This window comes from Vibrio sp. K4 (genome assembly GCF_051122595.1).
GTDB classification, from domain to species: domain Bacteria; phylum Pseudomonadota; class Gammaproteobacteria; order Enterobacterales; family Vibrionaceae; genus Vibrio; species Vibrio owensii.
Map to the genome: position 1 here is coordinate 47,241 of NZ_CP178577.1, position 19,857 is coordinate 67,097.

The window sequence follows — 19,857 nt, forward strand, 5'->3', positions numbered from 1 at the left end:
TCTGCTCATGTTTGTGTACCAATGCCTTGCTGTGACAGCGAGGCATTGGTACATTTAGGACAATTTTTGTCTTCTAAATTTTTGCAGGATGAGCGAAGAATATGTTTAAAAAACTTCGTGGCATGTTTTCTAACGACCTATCTATCGATTTAGGTACTGCCAACACTCTAATTTACGTAAAAGGACAGGGCATCGTCCTTGATGAACCTTCTGTAGTTGCTATTCGCCAAGATCGTGTAGGTTCTGCAAAAAGCGTTGCTGCTGTAGGCCATGCGGCAAAACAGATGCTTGGTCGTACACCAGGCAACATCTCAGCAATCCGTCCAATGAAAGACGGCGTTATCGCTGACTTCTACGTAACAGAAAAAATGCTTCAGCACTTCATCAAGCAAGTGCACGACAACAGCATCCTTAAGCCAAGCCCTCGCGTATTGGTTTGTGTTCCTTGTGGTTCTACTCAAGTTGAGCGTCGCGCGATTCGCGAATCTGCACTAGGTGCTGGCGCGCGTGAAGTTTACCTAATTGACGAGCCTATGGCGGCGGCAATCGGTGCAGGCCTTTGTGTATCTGAGCCAACAGGTTCAATGGTGGTCGATATCGGTGGTGGTACAACGGAAGTTGCGGTTATCTCACTAAACGGTGTGGTTTACTCTTCTTCTGTACGTATCGGTGGTGACCGCTTTGATGAAGCTGTGATCAACTACGTACGTCGTAACTACGGCAGCTTGATCGGTGAAGCAACAGCTGAAAAGATCAAACACGAAATCGGTTCTGCATACCCTGGCGATGAAGTTCAAGAGATCGAAGTTCGCGGTCGCAACCTTGCAGAAGGTGTGCCACGTAGCTTTAGCCTGAACTCAAACGAGATCCTAGAAGCACTGCAAGAGCCGCTATCTGGTATCGTATCTGCAGTTATGGTTGCGCTTGAGCAATGTCCACCAGAGCTAGCGTCTGATATCTCTGAAAACGGTATGGTACTAACTGGTGGTGGTGCACTACTTAAAGACCTAGACCGTCTACTAATGGAAGAAACTGGCATTCCAGTTGTTATCGCTGAAGACCCACTAACATGTGTGGCTCGTGGCGGCGGTAAAGCTCTAGAAATGATCGACATGCACGGTGGCGATCTATTCTCTGAAGAATAAAATGCAGGGTGGAGTCCATATGGGCTTCACCTTCATTTCCGCTCTCTGTAATTTCAATCTGCTCCATACCTAGAATCCACTTACATTAGATTCTCTGGTTGCCAAGTAAGGCTCAATAATCATGGTAGCAATCAGGTTAAAAACAAGATGAAACCGATTTTTGGCAGAGGCCCATCTCTGCAATTACGTCTGTTTTTTGCTGTCATCGTGTCGGCGAGTTTGATGCTGGCTGATAACCGTCTAGATACGTTTTCCAACGTCCGATACCTATTGAACAGTATGGTTGCGCCAATTCAATACGCAGCTAATTTGCCTCGTAGCATGTTCGATGGAATGTTCGAGAGTTTAAACACTCGTCAGGCACTGATTGAAGGCAATCGCAGTTTGAAGCGAGAAGTGCTTCGCCTGAAGAGCGAGCTGATCTTGCTCGACCAATATAAAGAAGAAAACCAACGCCTGCGTAAACTGCTCGGCTCTTCATTCGTCCGTGACGAAAAGAAAGTCGTCACAGAAGTGATGGCCGTAGATACCTCACCATATCGCCACCAAGTGGTGATTGATAAAGGTCGTATTGATGGTGTTTACGTTGGTCAGCCTGTTATTAACGAGAAAGGCATCGTTGGTCAGGTAACGTTTGTTGCAGCGCACAACGCACGCGTATTGTTGCTAACAGACGCGAAAAACGCGATTCCTGTTCAAGTGATTCGTAACGATATTCGTGTGATCGCCTCCGGTAACGGTGAAGTGGATGAAATCCAATTGGAACACATCCCAACCAGTACAGACATTCAAGTGGGCGATTTGCTAGTGACGTCGGGTCTCGGTGGTATTTACCCTGAAGGCTACCCAGTCGCTACCGTCACGAATGTCGATCACGATACTCGCCAAGAGTTCGCATCAATCAAAGCGGAACCTGTGGTTGAGTTTGATCGTCTGCGCTACTTGCTATTGATTTGGCCGAATGAAGACCGTCAACACAAAGTACTGCAATCCAATGTCGAAGAAGGTTCAGAACAAGAGGTAACCGATGGCCAATAGTGTATTTAGAAGCCGAATGGTCATCGGCGTCAGCTTCTTTGTCGCGCTAGTCTTACAAACTATTCCATGGCCGGGCGTGCTCGATTTGCTGCGTCCGTCATGGCTATTTCTAGTGGCCTGTTACTGGGTGTTGGCATTGCCTCACCGTGTTAACGTTGGTACCGCTTTGATCTTAGGTTTGTTGTGGGACATATTGATTGGCTCTACGCTCGGTATCCGAGGGATGATGATGTCGATCATTATCTACTTGGTGGCCTTGAATTTCTTGGTGATCCGTAACATGGCGCTTTGGCAACAATCTATCTTGATTGCCTTTTTTACCGTGCTACTGGAACTTCTCATATTCTGTGGGGAATATTTGAACCAAGACGTAGTATTTAATCCATTATCTCTGTGGACTGCGGCAATAAACTGTATACTTTGGCCATGGATGTTTTTACTTATGCGACGCGTCCGTCGCGCATGGCACGTAAGGTAGCGTTGTGAAAAAGGGCTTATCCCTCGTTCTCGCATCGGGTTCTCCGAGAAGAAAAGAGTTGCTTGCTCAATTAGGTTATGACTTTGATATTGTGCTTCCTGATATAGAGGAAGCCAAGCAAGACCACGAGCAAGCAAAAGACTATGTTTTACGTCTCTCTCTGGAAAAAGCTCAAGCAGGCTTAGCGATGGCTAAGCCTGATTCCGTTGTATTGGGCTCAGATACCGTGGTGGTGTGCGATAACCACGTATTAGAAAAACCTAAAAATTTCGAAGATTCAAAACGCATGCTCAGCAATCTATCCGGTCGTCAGCATCAAGTGATGACCGCAGTGAGCGTCGTATCAAAAGAACAACAACATTCAGTGGTCGTTATCACTGACGTGTGGTTCAAAACACTGACTGAAGAAGAAATAGAACGATACTGGCAGTCAGGTGAACCATGCGATAAAGCTGGAAGTTATGGTATTCAAGGACTCGGTGGGCGTTTCGTCACCCGAATCGAAGGCAGTTATCACGCCGTAGTAGGCTTACCTTTGTTCGAAACCGATCAGCTAATTCAAGAATTTTTATAATTGTTTTGAGGTGTGCACATGAGTGCAGAATTGCTGCTAAACGTGACCCCGAGTGAAACTCGTGTGGCCATGATTGAAGGTGGAGTACTACAAGAAGTTCATATAGAACGTGAATCGCGCCGTGGCATTGTTGGCAATATCTACAAAGGCAAAGTGAGCCGAGTATTGCCAGGCATGCAAGCGGCGTTTGTTGATATTGGTCTTGATAAAGCGGCGTTCTTACACGCGTCAGATATTGTTCCACACACCGAATGTGTGGCAGAAAACGAAAAGCAACAATTCCAAGTACGTGATATTTCTGAGTTGGTTCGCCAAGGACAGGATATCGTTGTACAGGTTGTGAAAGATCCTCTGGGCACTAAAGGCGCACGTCTGACAACCGATATCACCTTGCCATCGCGTTATCTTGTCTTTATGCCGGGTGCTAGCCACGTCGGTGTCTCTCAGCGTATCGAAAGCGAAACAGAGCGCGAGCGTTTAAAGAAAGTTGTCAACCACTACTGTGATGAGCATGGTGGCTTCATCATTCGTACTGCCGCAGAAGGTGCAGACGAAAAAGAGCTTTCTCAAGATGCGGCATTTTTGAAGCGTTTATGGCTGAAAGTCATGGAGCGTCGCTCGAAATATAAAACCCGTTCTACCTTGTACGGTGAGCTAGGTTTAGCGCAGCGTATTCTACGTGATTTTGTTGGCACTGAGCTTGACAAAATCATGGTCGACTCTCGCCTTGAATACGAGAATCTGAAAGAGTTTACCTCTGAATACGTGCCAGAGTTGACTGAGAAGCTTGAGTTGTACGAAGGCGATAAGCCTATCTTCGATATGTACGACACAGAGAACGAAATCCAACGCTCTCTTGAACGCAAAGTCGAGCTTAAGTCCGGCGGCTACCTGATCATCGATCAAACGGAAGCGATGACTACGGTCGACATCAATACCGGCGCGTTTGTTGGCCGTCGCAATCTAGAAGAAACCATCTTCAATACCAACGTTGAAGCGACACAAGCCATCGCACGTCAACTTCGTCTGCGTAACCTTGGTGGTATCATCATTATCGATTTTATCGATATGGCATCGGATGAACACCGTAAGCGCGTTCTAAGTTCTCTTGAAGCTGCACTGTCAAAAGACCGAGTGAAAACCAACATTAATGGCTTTACTCAACTAGGCTTAGTGGAGATGACTCGTAAGCGCACGCGCGAAAGTATTGAACATATCCTGTGTTCAAGCTGTCCTACTTGTGAAGGTCGCGGCAGCGTGAAGACTGTCGAAACTGTGTGTTACGAGATCTTGCGTGAAATTACCCGTGTTAACCGTGCTTACGATGCGGACAACTTTGTTGTGTACGCGTCACCGTACGTTGCGGAGACACTACTGGGTGATGAATCTCACGCACTGGCTGAACTCGAAGTATTTATTGGTAAGCAAGTTCGTATTCAAGCTGAACCCCTGTACATTCAGGAGCAGTTTGACGTCGTCATGATGTAATTGGAAAATTTGTGAATTCTGGTTTTAACCGTTTCGGGCGCTTCTGCGCGTGGACTTTAGTTACTCTGTTGGTGCTTCTGGCCATCTTAGTAACCACACTGCGCGTAGCATTGCCACAACTTAACCACTTCCAAGATGAGATCAAAACCTGGGTCAAGCAAGGCACAGGTTTTGACTTTTCTATTACCAGCGTTGCTGGTTCTTGGCGTAACAGCCATCCCTCTATCGCCCTGCAAGGTTTAGAAGCGAATCTGCCTAATAACCAAGACGCTCGCTTTGCAGTGGATGAAATCCATATTGAATTCGATTTGATTCAATCTCTTCTGAGTTTTAAACCAGTTGTTGCTGATTTAACGATCGATGATTTAGCGTTAGACATCCGCACCGTCGACCTTTTGTCGAAATCAGAAAGCAAAGAGCCGCAAGCGAATGTCAGCAAAAATGAAACCAAGCTGATAGACCAATTAGACTCCTTGTTGCTGCGTCAGTTTGAAGACTTCACCATCACAGATTCTCGCATTTGGTATAAATCTGTTTCAGGCGAAACACGCCGTTTGGATATCGAGCAATTACGTTGGAGTAACCAAGGTAAGCACCATTTAGCAGAGGGCACGGTAAGCATTGCGGACGCCAGTCTCAACTCATTGTTAGTACGTGCTAACTTCAAAGATTACGGTTCGCTGCGTGATGTGTCTGGTGAGTTTTATGTCAGTGCGAAAGACGTCTCAGTAACGCCTTGGCTAACCACTTACATGCAAGATGAGTCTGGCGTTGAGTCAGGTAAAGTCAGCTTAAACACTTGGCTGACGCTCGATCGCAGTCAACCAAGTTATGCCTATGTTGACTTACAACCTTCCGAGTTAGTGTGGGACGAAAATGGTCGTCATGATCTGCTATTAGAGTCTGGCATTTTCAAACTGTCTCCTGATAAAGAAGGTTGGAAAGTAAATGGTCACTCACTGCAAATTCGCACCGATGACAGGCCATGGCCAGAATTGGATGTTGCCTTTGATTGGCAACCCGACGGTTGGTTGCTCAATCTTTCCCAATTGGATATTGAAGCGTTAACACCACTGGTTAAGTTGGCGCCAAAGTCTGAGTCCACCACCGATTTACTCAACAAGCTCGCACCAAAAGGACGAGTGGAAGACATTCGTCTATCAATGAATGGCGGCTTAGATACCTTGCGTTACTCTGCTGAGTTAGATGAATTGGGTTTAACGCAATGGGAACTGCTTCCTGGCTTTAGTCATGTGCAAGGTAAAGTATCGGGTAACTTAGAACAGGCAAAAGCGAAAGTTACCGTTATTGATGATGTCTTCCCTTATGGAGATGTGTTCCAAGCGCCACTGAACATTAAGCAAGGTGAGGTCGACATCATTTGGCAGCAAGATGAAGATGGCTGGCGTTTGTGGTCCGATAAAGTGACGGCGGCGACACCTGACTTACAAGTGCTGGGTGCATTCCGCCTCGATTTCCCGAAAGAGCAAAGTCCATTTCTTTCGTTTTATGCCGAAGCTGACCTCTACAATGCAGGTGAAACATGGCGCTATCTTCCGACTTTAGCGCTTGGGCAAGATCTCACTGACTACTTATCTACCGCGATTCAAGGTGGTAAGGTCAATACCGCAAAACTGCTTTGGTATGGCGAGTTGGCTGACTTCCCATACAAAGAACATAACGGCATGTTCCAAGCATGGGTTGGATTGAAGAACGCGAAGTTCAGCTTTGATACTGCATGGCCGACCATCACGGATTTACAGCTCGATTTGTTGTTTGAAAACGACGCCATGTACCTAGATTCGAAGTCTGCCACGTTAAATGGCGTGAAAGCGAAGCGAATCACAGGACGTATTCCGGAGCTTGCGGAAGGTGGCCATATTGAAATAGAAGCCAAGGCTAGCGCTCCGGGTAATGAAGTTCGCGACTACATGATGGCAACACCATTAGTTGACTCTGTTGGCGCTGCGTTGACCGCACTGCAAGTCAGTGGTCCGGTATATTCTGAATTCCAACTCAATATCCCATTTGATTCAGACCGAGATGCGAGAGCTTGGGGTTATGCCGATCTTAAGAACAATCGCGTAGATATCGATGCGCCGCCGATGACGTTAGAAAATGCGACAGGGCGTATTAAATTCGATAACGATGTAGTGACCACATCTGGCTTGTCAGCGGAACTGTTGAAGCAACCAATCTCACTGGATTTCCGAGGTGAGAATGCTGAGCAAGGCTATAACGTGACCATCAATACCCTTGGTGATTGGGATGTGGACCCGCTCAAACCTTACCTTGGCGAGCGCTGGTTAAGTTTGGTTTCTGGTCATGCGCCATGGCAAATGGACATCGATTTACAACTTAATGATGTCGGCTTTACTTACCAAGTCGATGTGCTTGCTCAGCTTAGTCAGCTCGCGAGCGAATATCCATATCCATTGGCGAAAAAACGCGGTGAGAAAGGGCAAGCGAAACTGCAAGCTTCTGGCAACCAAGAAAGCATTTCGGCACGCTTGCAAATCCCTAATGCGAAGTACCAGACGGAAATCGATATCTCTGGCGATGTACCTCAGTTAACCGCGACTAACCTGGTTATTGGCAATGGTGGTTTCAAGATAAGCCCAGTTGTGGGGCATGATGCTTCGATTCGTTTAGATGACTTGAGCCTCGATAAGTGGGCGGACTTAATGCACGTTCCACAAAGCACGACGCAATCAGTATTGTCGAGTATGAAAACGCCGACGATTCCGTTGCCAACGCGTGTCAGTATGGATGTGCAAAACCTAGAGCTCGGTGGTATTGAGTTCCACGACGTCGACTTAAATGCGCGTAAGAAGAACCTGAGTTGGCAGGTTGAAGTCGATAGCCAAGAAGTGAAAGGTAAAGCCAATTACCTCAAACCGTATGATCTGTCTGTTTCATTGGATCACCTGCACTTGTACATTCCGGGTTTCGATGAGATGACCAAGGAGCGTAGTTCTCTGTTTGCTAGCGAAGATCAAACGGCGCCACTTATCTCAAACTTTGACCGCAAGTTCCATGCAGAGATGCCAAACTTAACGCTGAGCATCGATGATTTTTGGCTGCAAGGTTACAAGGTCGGTAAGGTGAACGTGGATGTTGAACGTGGCAACAACCGACTTGAATGGAAGAATGTAAACTTTAGTAGTGGCCAGAACCGCGTTGATATGAGTGGTTGGTGGGAGCTGACGAAAGAACGCAGTCATTCAAACCTGACCATGAAAGTGAAGGGTGAAAACAACAGTGATTTAATGGAGCGATTTGGTATCACTTCAGGTATCCAGCAAGCACCGTTTGAAATCAATGCCAACCTTGATTGGGATGGTGCGCCTTGGTCGATGAAAACGCAAAGCTTGCAAGGGGATGTCTCTACCGAGTTTGGTAAAGGCGTGATCACTGAAGTGAGCGGCGCGGCGCGATTACTGGGTCTGTTTAGTCTTGATTCGATCATTCGTAAGATGCAGCTCGATTTTACTGACGTGTTCGACAAAGGGATGGCATTCAACTCAATTACGGGTACAGGCAAAATCCAAGATGGTGTGTTTATCACCAACGATATTGTGATGGATGCGTTAGCCGGTGAGATGAAGATCCGCGGCATTGCCAATATGAACACACGTTTGGTGGATGCAGAAGTGAACTTCACTCCGGATATTACTTCGGGTTTGCCTATGTTGACGGCCTTTGCGGTAGCGCCTCAAACGGCATTGTATGTACTGGCGATTTCGACGGTTATCTCTCCCGTAGTGGAAGTCTTTACACAGGTAAACTACGAGGTGAAAGGCCCGCTAGATTCACCTACCGTAAAAGAGATTTCACGAAGCAAAGGTGAATACAAGTTGCCAGAAAAACTGCGTGAGCAAGCAAAGTAATTACGCGGTCAGCCTTCTGACGAACAAGGAATTGAATACATGGAACGTGTTGGCATCATTCAAATGACATCGGGTCCAGATATCGAGCAGAATCTGGACTTCATTGCCAAGCAATGTGCATTGGCAGCTGAGCAAGGTGTGAAGCTGGTTGTGACACCAGAAAACGCGACGCAGTTTGCTAACCGAGAGGCGTATCACCAGAACGCAGAAACTTTGGGTGATGGTTCGACTCAACAGCGCTTATCTGAGATCGCACAGCACAACCAACTGACTTTAATCGTGGGCAGCATGCCGATTCGTACTGAACAAGGCGTGACTACCACGACATTGGTTTTCTCACCGCAAGGCGAGTGCATTGCTCACTACGATAAGCTGCATATGTTTGATGTGGATGTCGCTGACGGGCACGGCAGTTATCGCGAGTCGGATACTTTTACCGCTGGCAATCGCATCGTGACGGCAGAGACCAATATTGGTACGGTAGGCTTAAGTATTTGCTACGACGTACGCTTTCCTGAATTGTTTAAAGCGCTACGCTTAGCAGGAGCACAAGTTATTGTGGTGCCCGCTGCGTTTACCGCTGTCACGGGAGAAGCGCATTGGGAAGTATTACTACGAGCGCGTGCGATTGAAACCCAATGTTGGATTCTAGCCTGCGGGCAAACGGGGACGCATCCGTGTGGGCGCCAAACTTGGGGACACTCCATGGTGATTGACCCTTGGGGGCGCGTTCACCAACAATTGAATGACCAAGTAGGATTGCTGGTGGCGGAGATAGATTTGTCACACAACCAGCAAGTAAGGCAGAATATGCCGCTGACTCAACACAGTCGCTTTCAAAATGAATTGAAACGGAAATAAAAGAGCTAACTATGAGCATAAACCAAATAGAACAGGCACTCCTTGCCCCAAACGGTCTGACAGAGCAAGACATCGCTGACACACTAGCGAGCATTGCGACGCGTCAGATCGATTATGCGGACATTTACTTTCAGTCCAGCTGGCACGAGTCTCTGGTTCTAGAAGACAGCATCATTAAAGATGGCTCTTTCAATATTGACTGTGGTGTCGGTGTACGAGCAGTCACAGGCGAAAAAACCGGTTTCGCCTATTCAGACCAAATTCAACTTGACGGTTTGAAACAAAGTGCGATTGCCGCGCGTGGTATTGCGCAGCAAGGCCAAAACGGCAAAGTACACGCATTCAAACGTTCTGATAACCAAGCTTACTACGATGCGGTAAACCCACTAGCAAGCTGGGAAAAGCAACAAAAAACCGAACTGTTGTTGTCTCTCGATGCGTACATTCGTACCAAAGAGCCGATGATCAAAGAAGTATCGATCAGCATCAGTGGTGTGCATGAGCAAATGTTGGTTGCTGCAACCGACGGCACTTACGCTGGTGACATTCGCCCGCTTGTTCGTCTATCAATCAGTGTTCTTGCTGAAAAAGGCGATCGCCGTGAACGCGGCAGTGCTGGTGGTGGTGGTCGTTTTGGTTACGACTTCTTCCTATCTGAAACGAACGGCGTGAAACAAGCCTTCCAATTCGCTGATGAAGCGATTCGTATGGCGCTAGTGAATCTAGAAGCAGAAGCGGCACCTGCAGGCATGATGCCTGTGGTACTAGGCTCTGGCTGGCCGGGCGTATTGCTGCACGAAGCGGTAGGCCACGGTTTAGAAGGTGACTTCAACCGTAAAGAGTCTTCCGTATTCTCTGGCAAGATGGGTGAGCAAGTGACATCTCCGCTTTGTACGATCGTGGATGATGGCACGCTAAAAGATCTGCGCGGTTCATTGAACGTCGATGATGAAGGTGTGAACGGGCAGTACAACACGCTTATCGAAAATGGTGTGCTAAAAGGCTACATGCAAGACAAGCTAAACGCACGCCTAATGGGTGTAAACCCAACGGGTAATGGCCGCCGTGAGTCTTACGCGCATCTACCAATGCCACGCATGACCAACACTTACATGCTACCGGGGGAGCACACGCCAGAAGAGATCATCTCTACGGTGAAGAAAGGTCTGTACGCACCAAACTTTGGTGGCGGTCAGGTGGACATCACTTCTGGTAAGTTCGTATTCTCAGCATCAGAAGCGTACTTGATTGAAGATGGCAAAATCACTCGTCCAGTGAAAGGCGCAACACTAATTGGCTCAGGCATCGAGGCAATGCAGCAAGTTTCTATGGTGGGTAACGACCTAAGCATCGACAGAGGCGTTGGCGTGTGTGGTAAGGCGGGTCAAAGTGTGCCGGTTGGCGTTGGTCAGCCTACATTGAAGCTCGATTCCATCACCGTTGGTGGTACTGAATAAACTTCATCTGCAGCAGAATTAAAAAGAGCGCTCATTGAGCGCTCTTTTGTTTTAGGGGGAGAGGATTCGCTATAGGTTCTCTTCAGCAAATTCAGCCAAACGGCTGCGCACCACACCATTGAGGTGAATATTGGCACTGCCTTCAAAGTTCTTGAAGCGTTCAACCATATACGTCAAACCAGACGTCACTGGGGTTAGGTAGTGAGAGTCAATCTGTGCCAAGTTACCCGAACACACAATCTTAGTGCCTTCACCACAACGGGTGATGATGGTTTTGATTTGTGAAGCGGTTAAGTTTTGGCACTCATCGAGCAAGACAAACGCATTCTGGATAGAGCGGCCACGCATAAAGTTGATCGATTTAAACTGAATGTTGGCTTTATCACAGATGTACTTCATCGAGCCTTCGGTGCAATGGTCGTTCTTGTGCAGCGCTTCCAAGGTATCGGTCACCGCGGCTAACCAAGGCATCATTTTCTCTTCTTCTGAACCCGGCAAGAAACCAATCGACTCACCAATGTCTGGCGTGTTCCGCGTTACGATAATCTTATCAAACATGCCTTTTTCAATGGTTTGTTCCAATGCAGCTGCCATAGCAAGGAGCGTTTTACCACTACCTGCAGCACCGGTCAGAATCACCAAATCAATATCTGGGTCGAGCAGGGCATCCATCGCCATGCCTTGATAGATATTCTTAGGTGTAATGTCCCAAGCGCGGCGATGCATCATGCGCTCACGGCTGAGGTCGAGTAAGGTGAGCTTATCCTCATTGATGGTTTCTACTCGACCTACAAAATCACTCTCTTCATCAATCACGTATTGATTAATAAAGGTCGGGTCGAACGGTTCGCGGCTGAGTTTATGGAACGTTTTTCCACCCAGTGCGTAGCTCTCAACTTCATCCACGCCACTCCAAAAATCGCCTTCACGTTGTTGGAAGCCCTTGGTGAGGTATTGGATATCATCAATTAGTTGGTCCGTACGATAGTCTTCAACGAAACGCACGCCAGCACCTTTGGCTCGCAAACGCATGTTGATGTCTTTGGTTACGAGCACGACTTCGCGTGGTGCGCGTTTGTTTTGCAGATAAAGCACCGCATTGAGTATGCGGTTGTCACCGGCTTTGTCGGCGAAGGCTTTGACGGTTTCCTGCAATTCGAAGTCCGCCAAAATAGAGATGGTGCCTTGGCTTGGGTTGTCTTTAGAAACGGGAATGCCTTCTGAGATTTCATCTGGCGTGGCTTCTCTAAATAAATCCTCCAAAGCGCGAATCGCAACGCGTGCATCTCGTGCAACATCACGTTTGCTGTCTTTGATTCGGTCGAGTTCTTCCAACACAGTCATTGGGATGACGACATCGTGTTCTTGGAAAGAGAAGATGGCGAAGGGTTCATGAAGAAGAATGTTGGTATCGAGTACAAACAGTTTCCGATCGGTATCGCCCATAGCGTCTCCTTGCCGCAGCGCGGCTTTGCTGGCTAGTAGTTAAGAAGGAACAGACTTCCTAACTCTGATTGCTTGCAATAGAGGTTGTCGGGCAATGTCGGTTAGTGCGCAACCGAGTAGCAAGACAACTTACTGCAAACCCGTGTTGATCCTAATCGTGTACTTAATGCGCTCAAATCATGCACGATGACTCTAAGCGCCCCTCAATAGAAGTATACGTAATATTTACTTCTTACAACTTAATAATTGTCATGAGTTTTTTACAATTTGATTGCATTCCTAATTCAGGAAAAAAAGTTTGCCCTCTGGGCGGTTTCAGCGTGACCTAAATCACAGCTTCAAGTAAGATTAGCGACCTTTTTCTGCGTATAGGCTACGCCCGATTTATCATGTTCAGCTGGCTTAAAAATGCACAGCACAAAGTGGCATGACAAGCACGATTGGCATAGCAGAAGCCAGAATCAGATCTAAACTAATATCCATGCCCATCGGGATGGGTAGAGACCAACAAGTAACAACAACGAGGTAGTCAATTCATGACATTTGCTTTGGGGCAGCGCTGGATTAGCGATACGGAAAGCGATTTAGGTTTAGGTACCGTAGTAGCAATGGATGCTCGTACTGTGACATTGATGTTTGCAGCATCAGAGGAAAACCGAGTTTACGCACGTAACGATGCACCAGTTACCCGAGTAACGTTCAACGTCGGTGATGTCATCGATTGCCAAGAAGGTTGGTCATTAAAAGTTGAAGAAGTACTGGAAGATGAAGGTCTATACACCTACTTCGGTACTCGTGAAGACACGCAAGAAACGGCGATCGTGCTGCGTGAAATCTTCCTAAGCAACCACATTCGTTTTAACAAACCACAAGACAAGTTGTACGCAGGTCAAATCGACCGCATGGACAATTTCGTACTTCGCTACCGTGCGCTACAAAACCAATTTGAGCAACACAAGAGCCCAATGCGTGGCCTGTGTGGTATGCGCGCAGGTTTGATACCTCACCAGCTTTACATCGCACACGAAGTCGGTCGTCGTCACGCGCCTCGCGTATTGCTAGCGGATGAAGTAGGTCTTGGTAAAACCATCGAAGCAGGCATGATCATCCACCAGCAAGTGCTGGCGGGTCGTGCGGAGCGTATTCTTATCGTGGTTCCTGAGACACTACAACACCAGTGGCTCGTTGAGATGATGCGTCGTTTCAACCTGCACTTCTCTATCTTCGATGAAGAGCGCTGTATTGAAGCGTTCGCAGAAGCAGAAAACCCATTCGATACGCAGCAATACGTATTGTGCTCACTGGATTTCCTACGTAAGAGCCGCAAGCGTTTTGAACAAGCGCTAGAAGGTGAGTGGGACCTGTTGGTTGTCGATGAAGCGCACCACCTAGAGTGGAGCCAAGACAAACCAAGTCGCGAATACCAAGTGGTAGAAGGCTTGGCAGAACGCACTGCGGGTGTACTACTACTGACAGCGACACCAGAACAACTTGGTCGTGAGAGCCACTTCGCTCGTCTACGTCTTCTAGATCCAGATCGCTTCTACGATTACGACGCATTCGTTGAAGAAGAAGAGCAATACGCGCCAGTGGCGGATGCTATCACTTCGCTGTTCTCTGGAGAGAAACTGCCTGACGAAGCGAAAAACCAAATTACTGAACTGCTTTCTGAGCAAGACGTTGAGCCGCTATTCCGCATTATCGAAAGCGACAGTGATGAAGAAGCGAAAGCGTCAGCGCGCCAAGAACTGATCGACAACCTAATGGACCGTCACGGTACTGGTCGCGTTCTGTTCCGTAACACGCGCGCAGCGATCAAAGGCTTCCCGAAGCGTAACGTGCATCTAATGCCAATGGACATTCCACAGCAGTACACCACGTCAATGCGTGTATCAGGCATGATCGGTGGCAAGATGACGCCAGAAGCTCGTGCGGTGAAGAACCTTTACCCAGAAGAAATCTTCCAAGAGTTTGAAGGCGAAGATTCAAGCTGGTGGCAGTTCGACTCACGTGTGAACTGGCTGCTTGAGAAAGTGAAAGAGAAGCGCAGCGACAAAGTATTGGTTATCGCTTCTCGTGCAAGCACCGCACTGCAACTTGAGCAAGCATTGCGTGAGCGTGAAGGTATTCGTGCAACTGTATTCCACGAAGGCATGTCGATCCTTGAGCGCGATAAAGCAGCAGCTTACTTCGCGCAAGAAGAGGGCGGCGCGCAGGTTCTTATCTGTAGCGAAATCGGCTCAGAAGGTCGTAACTTCCAGTTTGCTAACCAGCTGGTGATGTTCGATTTGCCGTTCAACCCAGACTTGCTAGAGCAACGTATTGGTCGTCTGGATCGTATCGGTCAGAAGCGTGATATCGACATCCACGTGCCTTACCTAAAAGGTACATCACAAGCGATCCTTGCGCGTTGGTTCGATGAAGGCCTGAACGCGTTTGCTGAAACCTGTCCAACAGGTCGCGCGGTTTACGATAAGTACTCTGATGCGCTGATTGAAATGCTGGCGTCTGGTGATGTTTCAAACCTTGATGAAGTGATTGAAGAATCTGCGAAGATGAACAAAGAGCTGAAATCACAACTTGAGCAAGGTCGTGACCGCCTACTAGAAATGCACTCAAATGGCGGCGATAAAGCGCAACAAATCGTTGAGAAAATCGCATCAACGGATGGCGACACAAACCTAGTGACATTCGCGTTGTCTCTGTTCGACACCATTGGTTTGAACCAAGACGACAAAGGCGAGAACGCACTTGTGGTAACGCCATCTGAACACATGATGGTGCCAAGTTACCCAGGTTTGCCATACGAAGGCGCGACAATCACGTTTGATCGTGATACTGCGCTATCTCGTGAAGACATGCACTTCATCAGTTGGGAACACCCAATGATTCAAGGCGGTATCGATCTGCTGATGAGCGAAGGTGTGGGTACCTCTGCGGTTTCTCTACTGAAGAACAAAGCGCTTCCAGTCGGCACTATCCTACTTGAACTGGTATACGCGGTGGATGCACAAGCACCGAAACGCAGTGGCATTGCTCGTTTCCTACCAAAGACACCAATTCGTATGATGATGGACGGTCGTGGTAATGATCTGTCTTCTCAGGTTGAGTTTGAAGGCTTTAACCGTCAGCTTAGCCCGGTAAACCGTCACCTAGGCAGCAAGCTAGTGACATCAGTACAGAAAGACATTCACAGCTTAATCGAAGCGGGTGACGCATTGGTTGAGCAGAAAGTAGAAGAAGTTCGCAAGCAAGCGCATCAAGATATGCAGCAAAGCTTGAATGCCGAGCTTGAGCGTCTACAAGCACTGAAAGCGGTTAACCCGAACATCCGTGATGAAGAAATTGAAGCGATTGAAGAGCAAATCAAAGAGCTAACAGGTTACATCAACCAAGCTCAGGTTCAGCTAGATTCGCTACGTCTGATTGTGGTCAGCCATAACTAATCAGCGTTCATACAAACGAAAAAAGGTCTTCAATTGAAGACCTTTTTCTTTATCTGAGTTTTGTTTACCGACGAGCTAAGTTAATCGCTCGCAGCTAATTACATCAACCACTTCCACCAAATAAACAGCGCTAAGAAGCCGAATAAGTAAATCAATCCAGCAATCGACAACCACTTCAATTTACGACCCAATGCCAATGGCTTAGGTAAGTCCGTTTTACTCACGAGAATGTAGTTCAATAGCGCGAAGAACGGTGTCGTCATAAATGCCAGCACCATGGCAAAGTCCAACATTGGCAGCAGTGCCGAAGCCCAGAAAACGACAATACCTAAAGCCAGTAGCGATACGATCAGCATGATGGCTGACGTCGCTTTCGGATCGGTTTCTGGCTGTGAACGCAGCAGGCGCTGAGAGTCTGAAATGACACGAGAGTAGCCATCAATCACTGTAATCGTACTACCGAAGATACAGAAGAACGCAATCACTGCAATTAGGTAACGTGACCACTCACCAATCGTCGAAGCGTACAAGCCAACAAGCTGGTGAGAGAAACCAACACCGGAGCTCTTAAGTTCAATGCCTGAGCCGTGTAGCATCAACGCTCCTAGTGATACAAACACTAAAGCCAATACCGCTGTGCCGATGTAGCCGACGTTGAAATCAAACAGGGCAGATTTTGCCGTAACTTCTTGTTGGCTAGTTTGGCGTTTTAGCCACGCAGACGTTAAACAAGAGATTTCGATTGGTGCTGGCATCCAGCCCATGGTCACAACGATAAAGCCGATTGCTGCAATTGACCACGGAGAAGGGGATTCAAAGTTCGCTACAGGCTCTACAGGGTTACCAAATGCAATCGCCACCGCCAGCAAAGTCGCAATGGTCAGTACTGTCATGATGGCTTTAGAGAGCGTATCTAGCGCTTTGTAATGACCAGCAAATAGGATTACCAAGCACGTGACCAATACTATGATGCTGAGTGAAGCCATCGACAATGAAAAAGGAATGAAGTAACCCAACAAGCTAGCACTGAACATCAACAAGGCTGCTGTATTGATTACCGCTGAAACAGCACTAAGAAACAAGAACAACCACAAGTATGGGCGACCAAGCTTTGCATAGCCTTCAACCAGAGTTTTACCTGTGCCCATGGTGTATTGCACGCCTGCTCGGAAGAATGGGTATTTAAAAAGGTTTACCAGCAGGATGAGCGCCGCGAGTTGCCAGCCGTAGATCGCCCCAGCTTTGGTGGATGCAACAAGGTGAGAGCCACCGACGGCGGCAGAGGCCATAAGAATGCCAGGACCAAGGGAGCGGAAGAATTGCGAGACTTTGGATTGGGGTTGATCGGATACTGCGGATTCCATTTATTATTGTCCTTTTTGTGTCAACTAGTGCTTATAAATAACATTACCGCTCAGCTTGTCAATTTATATTTACGAAGTGATTTTTTTTAATTTTTCTCTTCGTTATTGACTTGGCTGTTTTCGTTATTTCTAAAAGTTATATCGATGGTAAAAAGAGGCAGGATTTAAGCGATTTTTCTGCATGCATCTTGGCATCTCTTGGGTATAATCAGCGCGTTTTTATTCTGTAGAGATCCAGCCCATGGCAATGCTTGAGTACAATCCACCAACCGACCCTTGGATTGATGTCGTTTTTGAAGATGAGCAAATTTTGGCGGTAAACAAGCCATCTGGTTTGCTTTCTGTGCCGGGGCGTCTTGCTGAGCATCATGACAGCATGTGGAGTCGCTTAACCGAGCAATACCCAGACATTCAAGTAGTGCATCGTTTAGATATGTGCACTTCTGGCTTGATGGTACTCGCTAAAAACAAACGTGCAGAAAGTGCGTTAAAAAAGCAGTTTCAATACCGATTGACGCATAAGATTTACTACGCGCGCGTTTGGGGGCATTTAGAGCAAGAAGAAGGTGAAATCGACCTGCCATTGATTTGCGACTGGCCGAATCGTCCCCTGCAGAAAGTGTGTTTTGAGGATGGCAAACCTTCTAAGACGCTGTTCCAAGTAGCGAAGCGAGAAGAACATCCTGATGGTTCAAAGACGACGATTGTACGATTACTGCCTATCACAGGTCGCTCACACCAATTACGAGTTCATATGCAGGCATTAGGTCACCCGATTGTAGGCGATGAATTTTACGCAACTGAAGAAGCGAAAGCCTTCTCTGAGCGTCTAGAACTGCATGCCGCTGAGTTGAGCTTCTACCATCCGAAATGCTATTGGCTGCGCAGCATTTTTGTTCCTTGTGATTTTTACCCGGAAGCGGAAGCGATGATCTTTGACTATTTCGACCCAGCGCGTAAATTACCAGATTACAAAACACTGCCTCGCCCATAAATTCATCTTTAGGCAGTGAACAAGGAGTTGTTATGTCACTGCCTAAAGTGGTCTTCCTCGACCGCGCGACCATCCCCGCTCAAATTCAAATACCTCGTCCAAGCTTTGCCCATGATTGGGTGGAATACGATCTGACGTCTTCTGAGCAAGTTATTGAGCGTCTCGCTGATGCGGATATCGTGATCAGCAACAAGGTGGTGCTCGACCAATCTGTTCTCATTCAACTTCCTAACCTTAAGATGATTGCCGTCGCGGCAACGGGTTTTAATAACGTCGATGTAAACTATTGCGCCGAGCACAACATCGCGGTTGCCAACGTGCGTGGCTATGCGACTCGGTCTGTACCAGAGCACGTTATCGCAATGCTGTTTGCCTTGCGTCGTAACTTGTTTGGTTATCATCAAGATATTGCTGCAGGTGAGTGGCAACGCAACAAGCAGTTCTGTTTCTTTACGCATCCGATTGGAGACGTTGCAGGTAGCACCTTAGGTGTGGTTGGCAGCGGCGCATTAGGTCAGGCGACGGCACAATTGGCAAAAGCATTGGGCATGACTGTGTTGTTTGCTGAGCGTAAAGGCGCAACAGAGTGTCGAGAAGGCTATGTTCTTTTTACCGAGATGTTGGAGCAGGCGGACGCCATCACTCTGCATTGTCCACTGAATGATGAAACACATAATTTGATTGGCGAAGCCGAACTCAAGCTGATGAAGCCTACATCAATCTTGATTAATACCGGGCGTGGCGGCTTGGTGGATGAACAAGCCTTAGTGGACAGTTTAAAGCAAGGTGAGATTGCAGGGGCTGGGTTTGATGTCTTTACCCAAGAGCCAGCTGATGAGAGTAATCCGTTGATTGCCAATATGCACTTACCGAATCTATTGCTGACGCCACACGTTGCTTGGGGTAGTGATTCATCGATTCAGCGTTTGGCTGAGATTCTGATAGAGAATATTAACGCCTTTGAACGTGGCGAAAACCTTAATCGTTTGGCGTAATGCCAGAAAATAGGCATGAAAAAAGCAGACTCAAAGGTCTGCTTTTTGCTTTCTTAAACGCCGAATTAAATTTCTTCTTCTTCGTGCGCTTTTAGAATTTGGAAGATTTCGCGGTAAGATTTTGCTGGTTTACCCGCTTTCTTCTCTTTCGCTGCTTGGCGAGCAAGTTGGCGTAGACGCTGACGATCCGCTTCTGGGTACAGTTCCATCACGTCATCAATCGCTTTATCGCCTTCTTCTACAACACGATCACGCAACGCTTCTAGCTTGTGCAGAGCGGCTGTCGCTTGTGAGTGCTTGTTGCGGACTTTGTCCAGTGCCGCTTGAATTGGTTCTGGATCTTCGTAACGCATTAACTTACCGATGCGTTGCAGTTGACGACGGCGTGCTTCGTTTTTAAAGCGCTGCGCATCAGCAATTGCTTCGCGTAGGTCTTCGCTCAATGGAAACTTTTCGAGAACTGCTGGCTTAAGGCCGACAAGCTCTTCACCAAGCTTTTGCAGCTCTTCCATGTCTCGCTTCATCTCGGATTTACTTACCCAGATGATCTCTTCTTCTGGTTCCCATGGCGCTTTTTGATTCTTACGTGCCATTTCAGTTGCCTGTGTTTTGATTAATATTATGACTATTTTAACAAGAATCGTGGGGAGAAAGCGAAATTCTTGTTATTCTATTGTACAT

The 19,857-nt window shown here is 47.4% G+C and carries 14 protein-coding genes; 11 read left to right on the top strand and 3 right to left on the bottom strand.

Going from position 1 to position 19,857, the window contains the following annotated elements:
• Positions 1-101 precede the first annotated feature (101 nt).
• The 8 genes from ACLIIY_RS00180 (at position 102) to tldD (ending at position 10,931) form a co-directional block, all read left to right on the top strand.
• Entirely contained in the window at positions 102-1,145 is a 1,044-nt protein-coding gene (locus ACLIIY_RS00180) for a rod shape-determining protein (protein WP_434527970.1), read from the top strand.
• A 147-nt stretch (positions 1,146-1,292) separates the two neighbouring features.
• Positions 1,293-2,183 (top strand): rod shape-determining protein MreC, encoded by an 891-nt coding sequence (gene mreC, locus ACLIIY_RS00185; protein WP_009707647.1) that lies wholly within the window; start codon positions 1,293-1,295, stop codon positions 2,181-2,183.
• Entirely contained in the window at positions 2,173-2,661 is a 489-nt protein-coding gene (gene mreD, locus ACLIIY_RS00190; protein ID WP_020195896.1) for a rod shape-determining protein MreD, read from the top strand. The genes mreC and mreD overlap by 11 nt, the downstream gene beginning before the upstream one ends.
• A gap of 4 nt (positions 2,662-2,665) precedes the next feature.
• Complete coding sequence (locus ACLIIY_RS00195; protein WP_009707646.1) at positions 2,666-3,235, top strand: Maf family protein; 570 nt, start codon at positions 2,666-2,668, stop codon at positions 3,233-3,235.
• 18 nt (positions 3,236-3,253) lie between these two features.
• Positions 3,254-4,723 (top strand): ribonuclease G, encoded by a 1,470-nt coding sequence (gene rng, locus ACLIIY_RS00200; RefSeq protein ID WP_005438152.1) that lies wholly within the window; start codon positions 3,254-3,256, stop codon positions 4,721-4,723.
• An 11-nt stretch (positions 4,724-4,734) separates the two neighbouring features.
• Positions 4,735-8,613 (top strand): YhdP family protein, encoded by a 3,879-nt coding sequence (locus ACLIIY_RS00205; protein WP_434527971.1) that lies wholly within the window; start codon positions 4,735-4,737, stop codon positions 8,611-8,613.
• 39 nt (positions 8,614-8,652) lie between these two features.
• Positions 8,653-9,474, top strand: a complete 822-nt coding sequence (locus ACLIIY_RS00210; protein ID WP_434527972.1) for a carbon-nitrogen hydrolase family protein — start codon at positions 8,653-8,655, stop codon at positions 9,472-9,474.
• Between the two features lie 11 nt (positions 9,475-9,485).
• Positions 9,486-10,931: a metalloprotease TldD gene (tldD, locus tag ACLIIY_RS00215; protein WP_005438159.1), complete on the top strand. Its 1,446-nt coding sequence runs from the start codon at positions 9,486-9,488 to the stop codon at positions 10,929-10,931.
• A gap of 69 nt (positions 10,932-11,000) precedes the next feature.
• Here tldD and ACLIIY_RS00220 read toward each other — a convergent pair whose 3' ends face one another.
• On the bottom strand, positions 11,001-12,377 hold the full coding sequence (locus ACLIIY_RS00220) for a PhoH family protein (protein ID WP_005438161.1): 1,377 nt from the start codon (positions 12,375-12,377) through the stop codon (positions 11,001-11,003).
• A gap of 536 nt (positions 12,378-12,913) precedes the next feature.
• Here ACLIIY_RS00220 and rapA point away from each other — a divergent pair.
• A complete protein-coding gene (rapA, locus tag ACLIIY_RS00225; protein ID WP_009707643.1) occupies positions 12,914-15,823 on the top strand; it encodes an RNA polymerase-associated protein RapA in 2,910 nt (969 codons plus the stop codon).
• Between the two features lie 98 nt (positions 15,824-15,921).
• On the opposite strand, the gene ACLIIY_RS00230 is transcribed toward rapA, so the two are convergent.
• Positions 15,922-17,187 (bottom strand): NRAMP family divalent metal transporter, encoded by a 1,266-nt coding sequence (locus ACLIIY_RS00230; RefSeq protein ID WP_009707642.1) that lies wholly within the window; start codon positions 17,185-17,187, stop codon positions 15,922-15,924.
• Between the two features lie 241 nt (positions 17,188-17,428).
• Between ACLIIY_RS00230 and rluA the strand changes: the two genes are divergently transcribed.
• Complete coding sequence (rluA, locus tag ACLIIY_RS00235) at positions 17,429-18,181, top strand: bifunctional tRNA pseudouridine(32) synthase/23S rRNA pseudouridine(746) synthase RluA (protein ID WP_434527973.1); 753 nt, start codon at positions 17,429-17,431, stop codon at positions 18,179-18,181.
• A 32-nt stretch (positions 18,182-18,213) separates the two neighbouring features.
• Positions 18,214-19,176 carry a D-2-hydroxyacid dehydrogenase gene (locus ACLIIY_RS00240; protein ID WP_434527974.1) on the top strand — a complete coding sequence of 321 codons (963 nt, stop codon included), beginning with the start codon at positions 18,214-18,216 and terminating at the stop codon, positions 19,174-19,176.
• A 65-nt stretch (positions 19,177-19,241) separates the two neighbouring features.
• On the opposite strand, the gene yjgA is transcribed toward ACLIIY_RS00240, so the two are convergent.
• On the bottom strand, positions 19,242-19,769 hold the full coding sequence (gene yjgA, locus ACLIIY_RS00245) for a ribosome biogenesis factor YjgA (protein WP_005442209.1): 528 nt from the start codon (positions 19,767-19,769) through the stop codon (positions 19,242-19,244).
• Positions 19,770-19,857 lie beyond the last annotated feature (88 nt).

What these genes read in the sequence shown, in the direction of transcription:
- ACLIIY_RS00180 (WP_434527970.1), top strand. Translation starts at nt 102, where the DNA reads ATGTTTAAAAAACTTCGTGGCATGTTTTCTAACGACCTATCTATCGAT.
- mreC (WP_009707647.1), top strand. Translation starts at nt 1,293, where the DNA reads ATGAAACCGATTTTTGGCAGAGGCCCATCTCTGCAATTACGTCTGTTT.
- mreD (WP_020195896.1), top strand. Translation starts at nt 2,173, where the DNA reads ATGGCCAATAGTGTATTTAGAAGCCGAATGGTCATCGGCGTCAGCTTC.
- rng (WP_005438152.1), top strand. Translation starts at nt 3,254, where the DNA reads ATGAGTGCAGAATTGCTGCTAAACGTGACCCCGAGTGAAACTCGTGTG.
- ACLIIY_RS00210 (WP_434527972.1), top strand. Translation starts at nt 8,653, where the DNA reads ATGGAACGTGTTGGCATCATTCAAATGACATCGGGTCCAGATATCGAG.
- tldD (WP_005438159.1), top strand. Translation starts at nt 9,486, where the DNA reads ATGAGCATAAACCAAATAGAACAGGCACTCCTTGCCCCAAACGGTCTG.
- ACLIIY_RS00220 (WP_005438161.1), bottom strand. Translation starts at nt 12,377, where the DNA reads ATGGGCGATACCGATCGGAAACTGTTTGTACTCGATACCAACATTCTT.
- rapA (WP_009707643.1), top strand. Translation starts at nt 12,914, where the DNA reads ATGACATTTGCTTTGGGGCAGCGCTGGATTAGCGATACGGAAAGCGAT.
- ACLIIY_RS00230 (WP_009707642.1), bottom strand. Translation starts at nt 17,187, where the DNA reads ATGGAATCCGCAGTATCCGATCAACCCCAATCCAAAGTCTCGCAATTC.
- rluA (WP_434527973.1), top strand. Translation starts at nt 17,429, where the DNA reads ATGGCAATGCTTGAGTACAATCCACCAACCGACCCTTGGATTGATGTC.
- ACLIIY_RS00240 (WP_434527974.1), top strand. Translation starts at nt 18,214, where the DNA reads ATGTCACTGCCTAAAGTGGTCTTCCTCGACCGCGCGACCATCCCCGCT.
- yjgA (WP_005442209.1), bottom strand. Translation starts at nt 19,769, where the DNA reads ATGGCACGTAAGAATCAAAAAGCGCCATGGGAACCAGAAGAAGAGATC.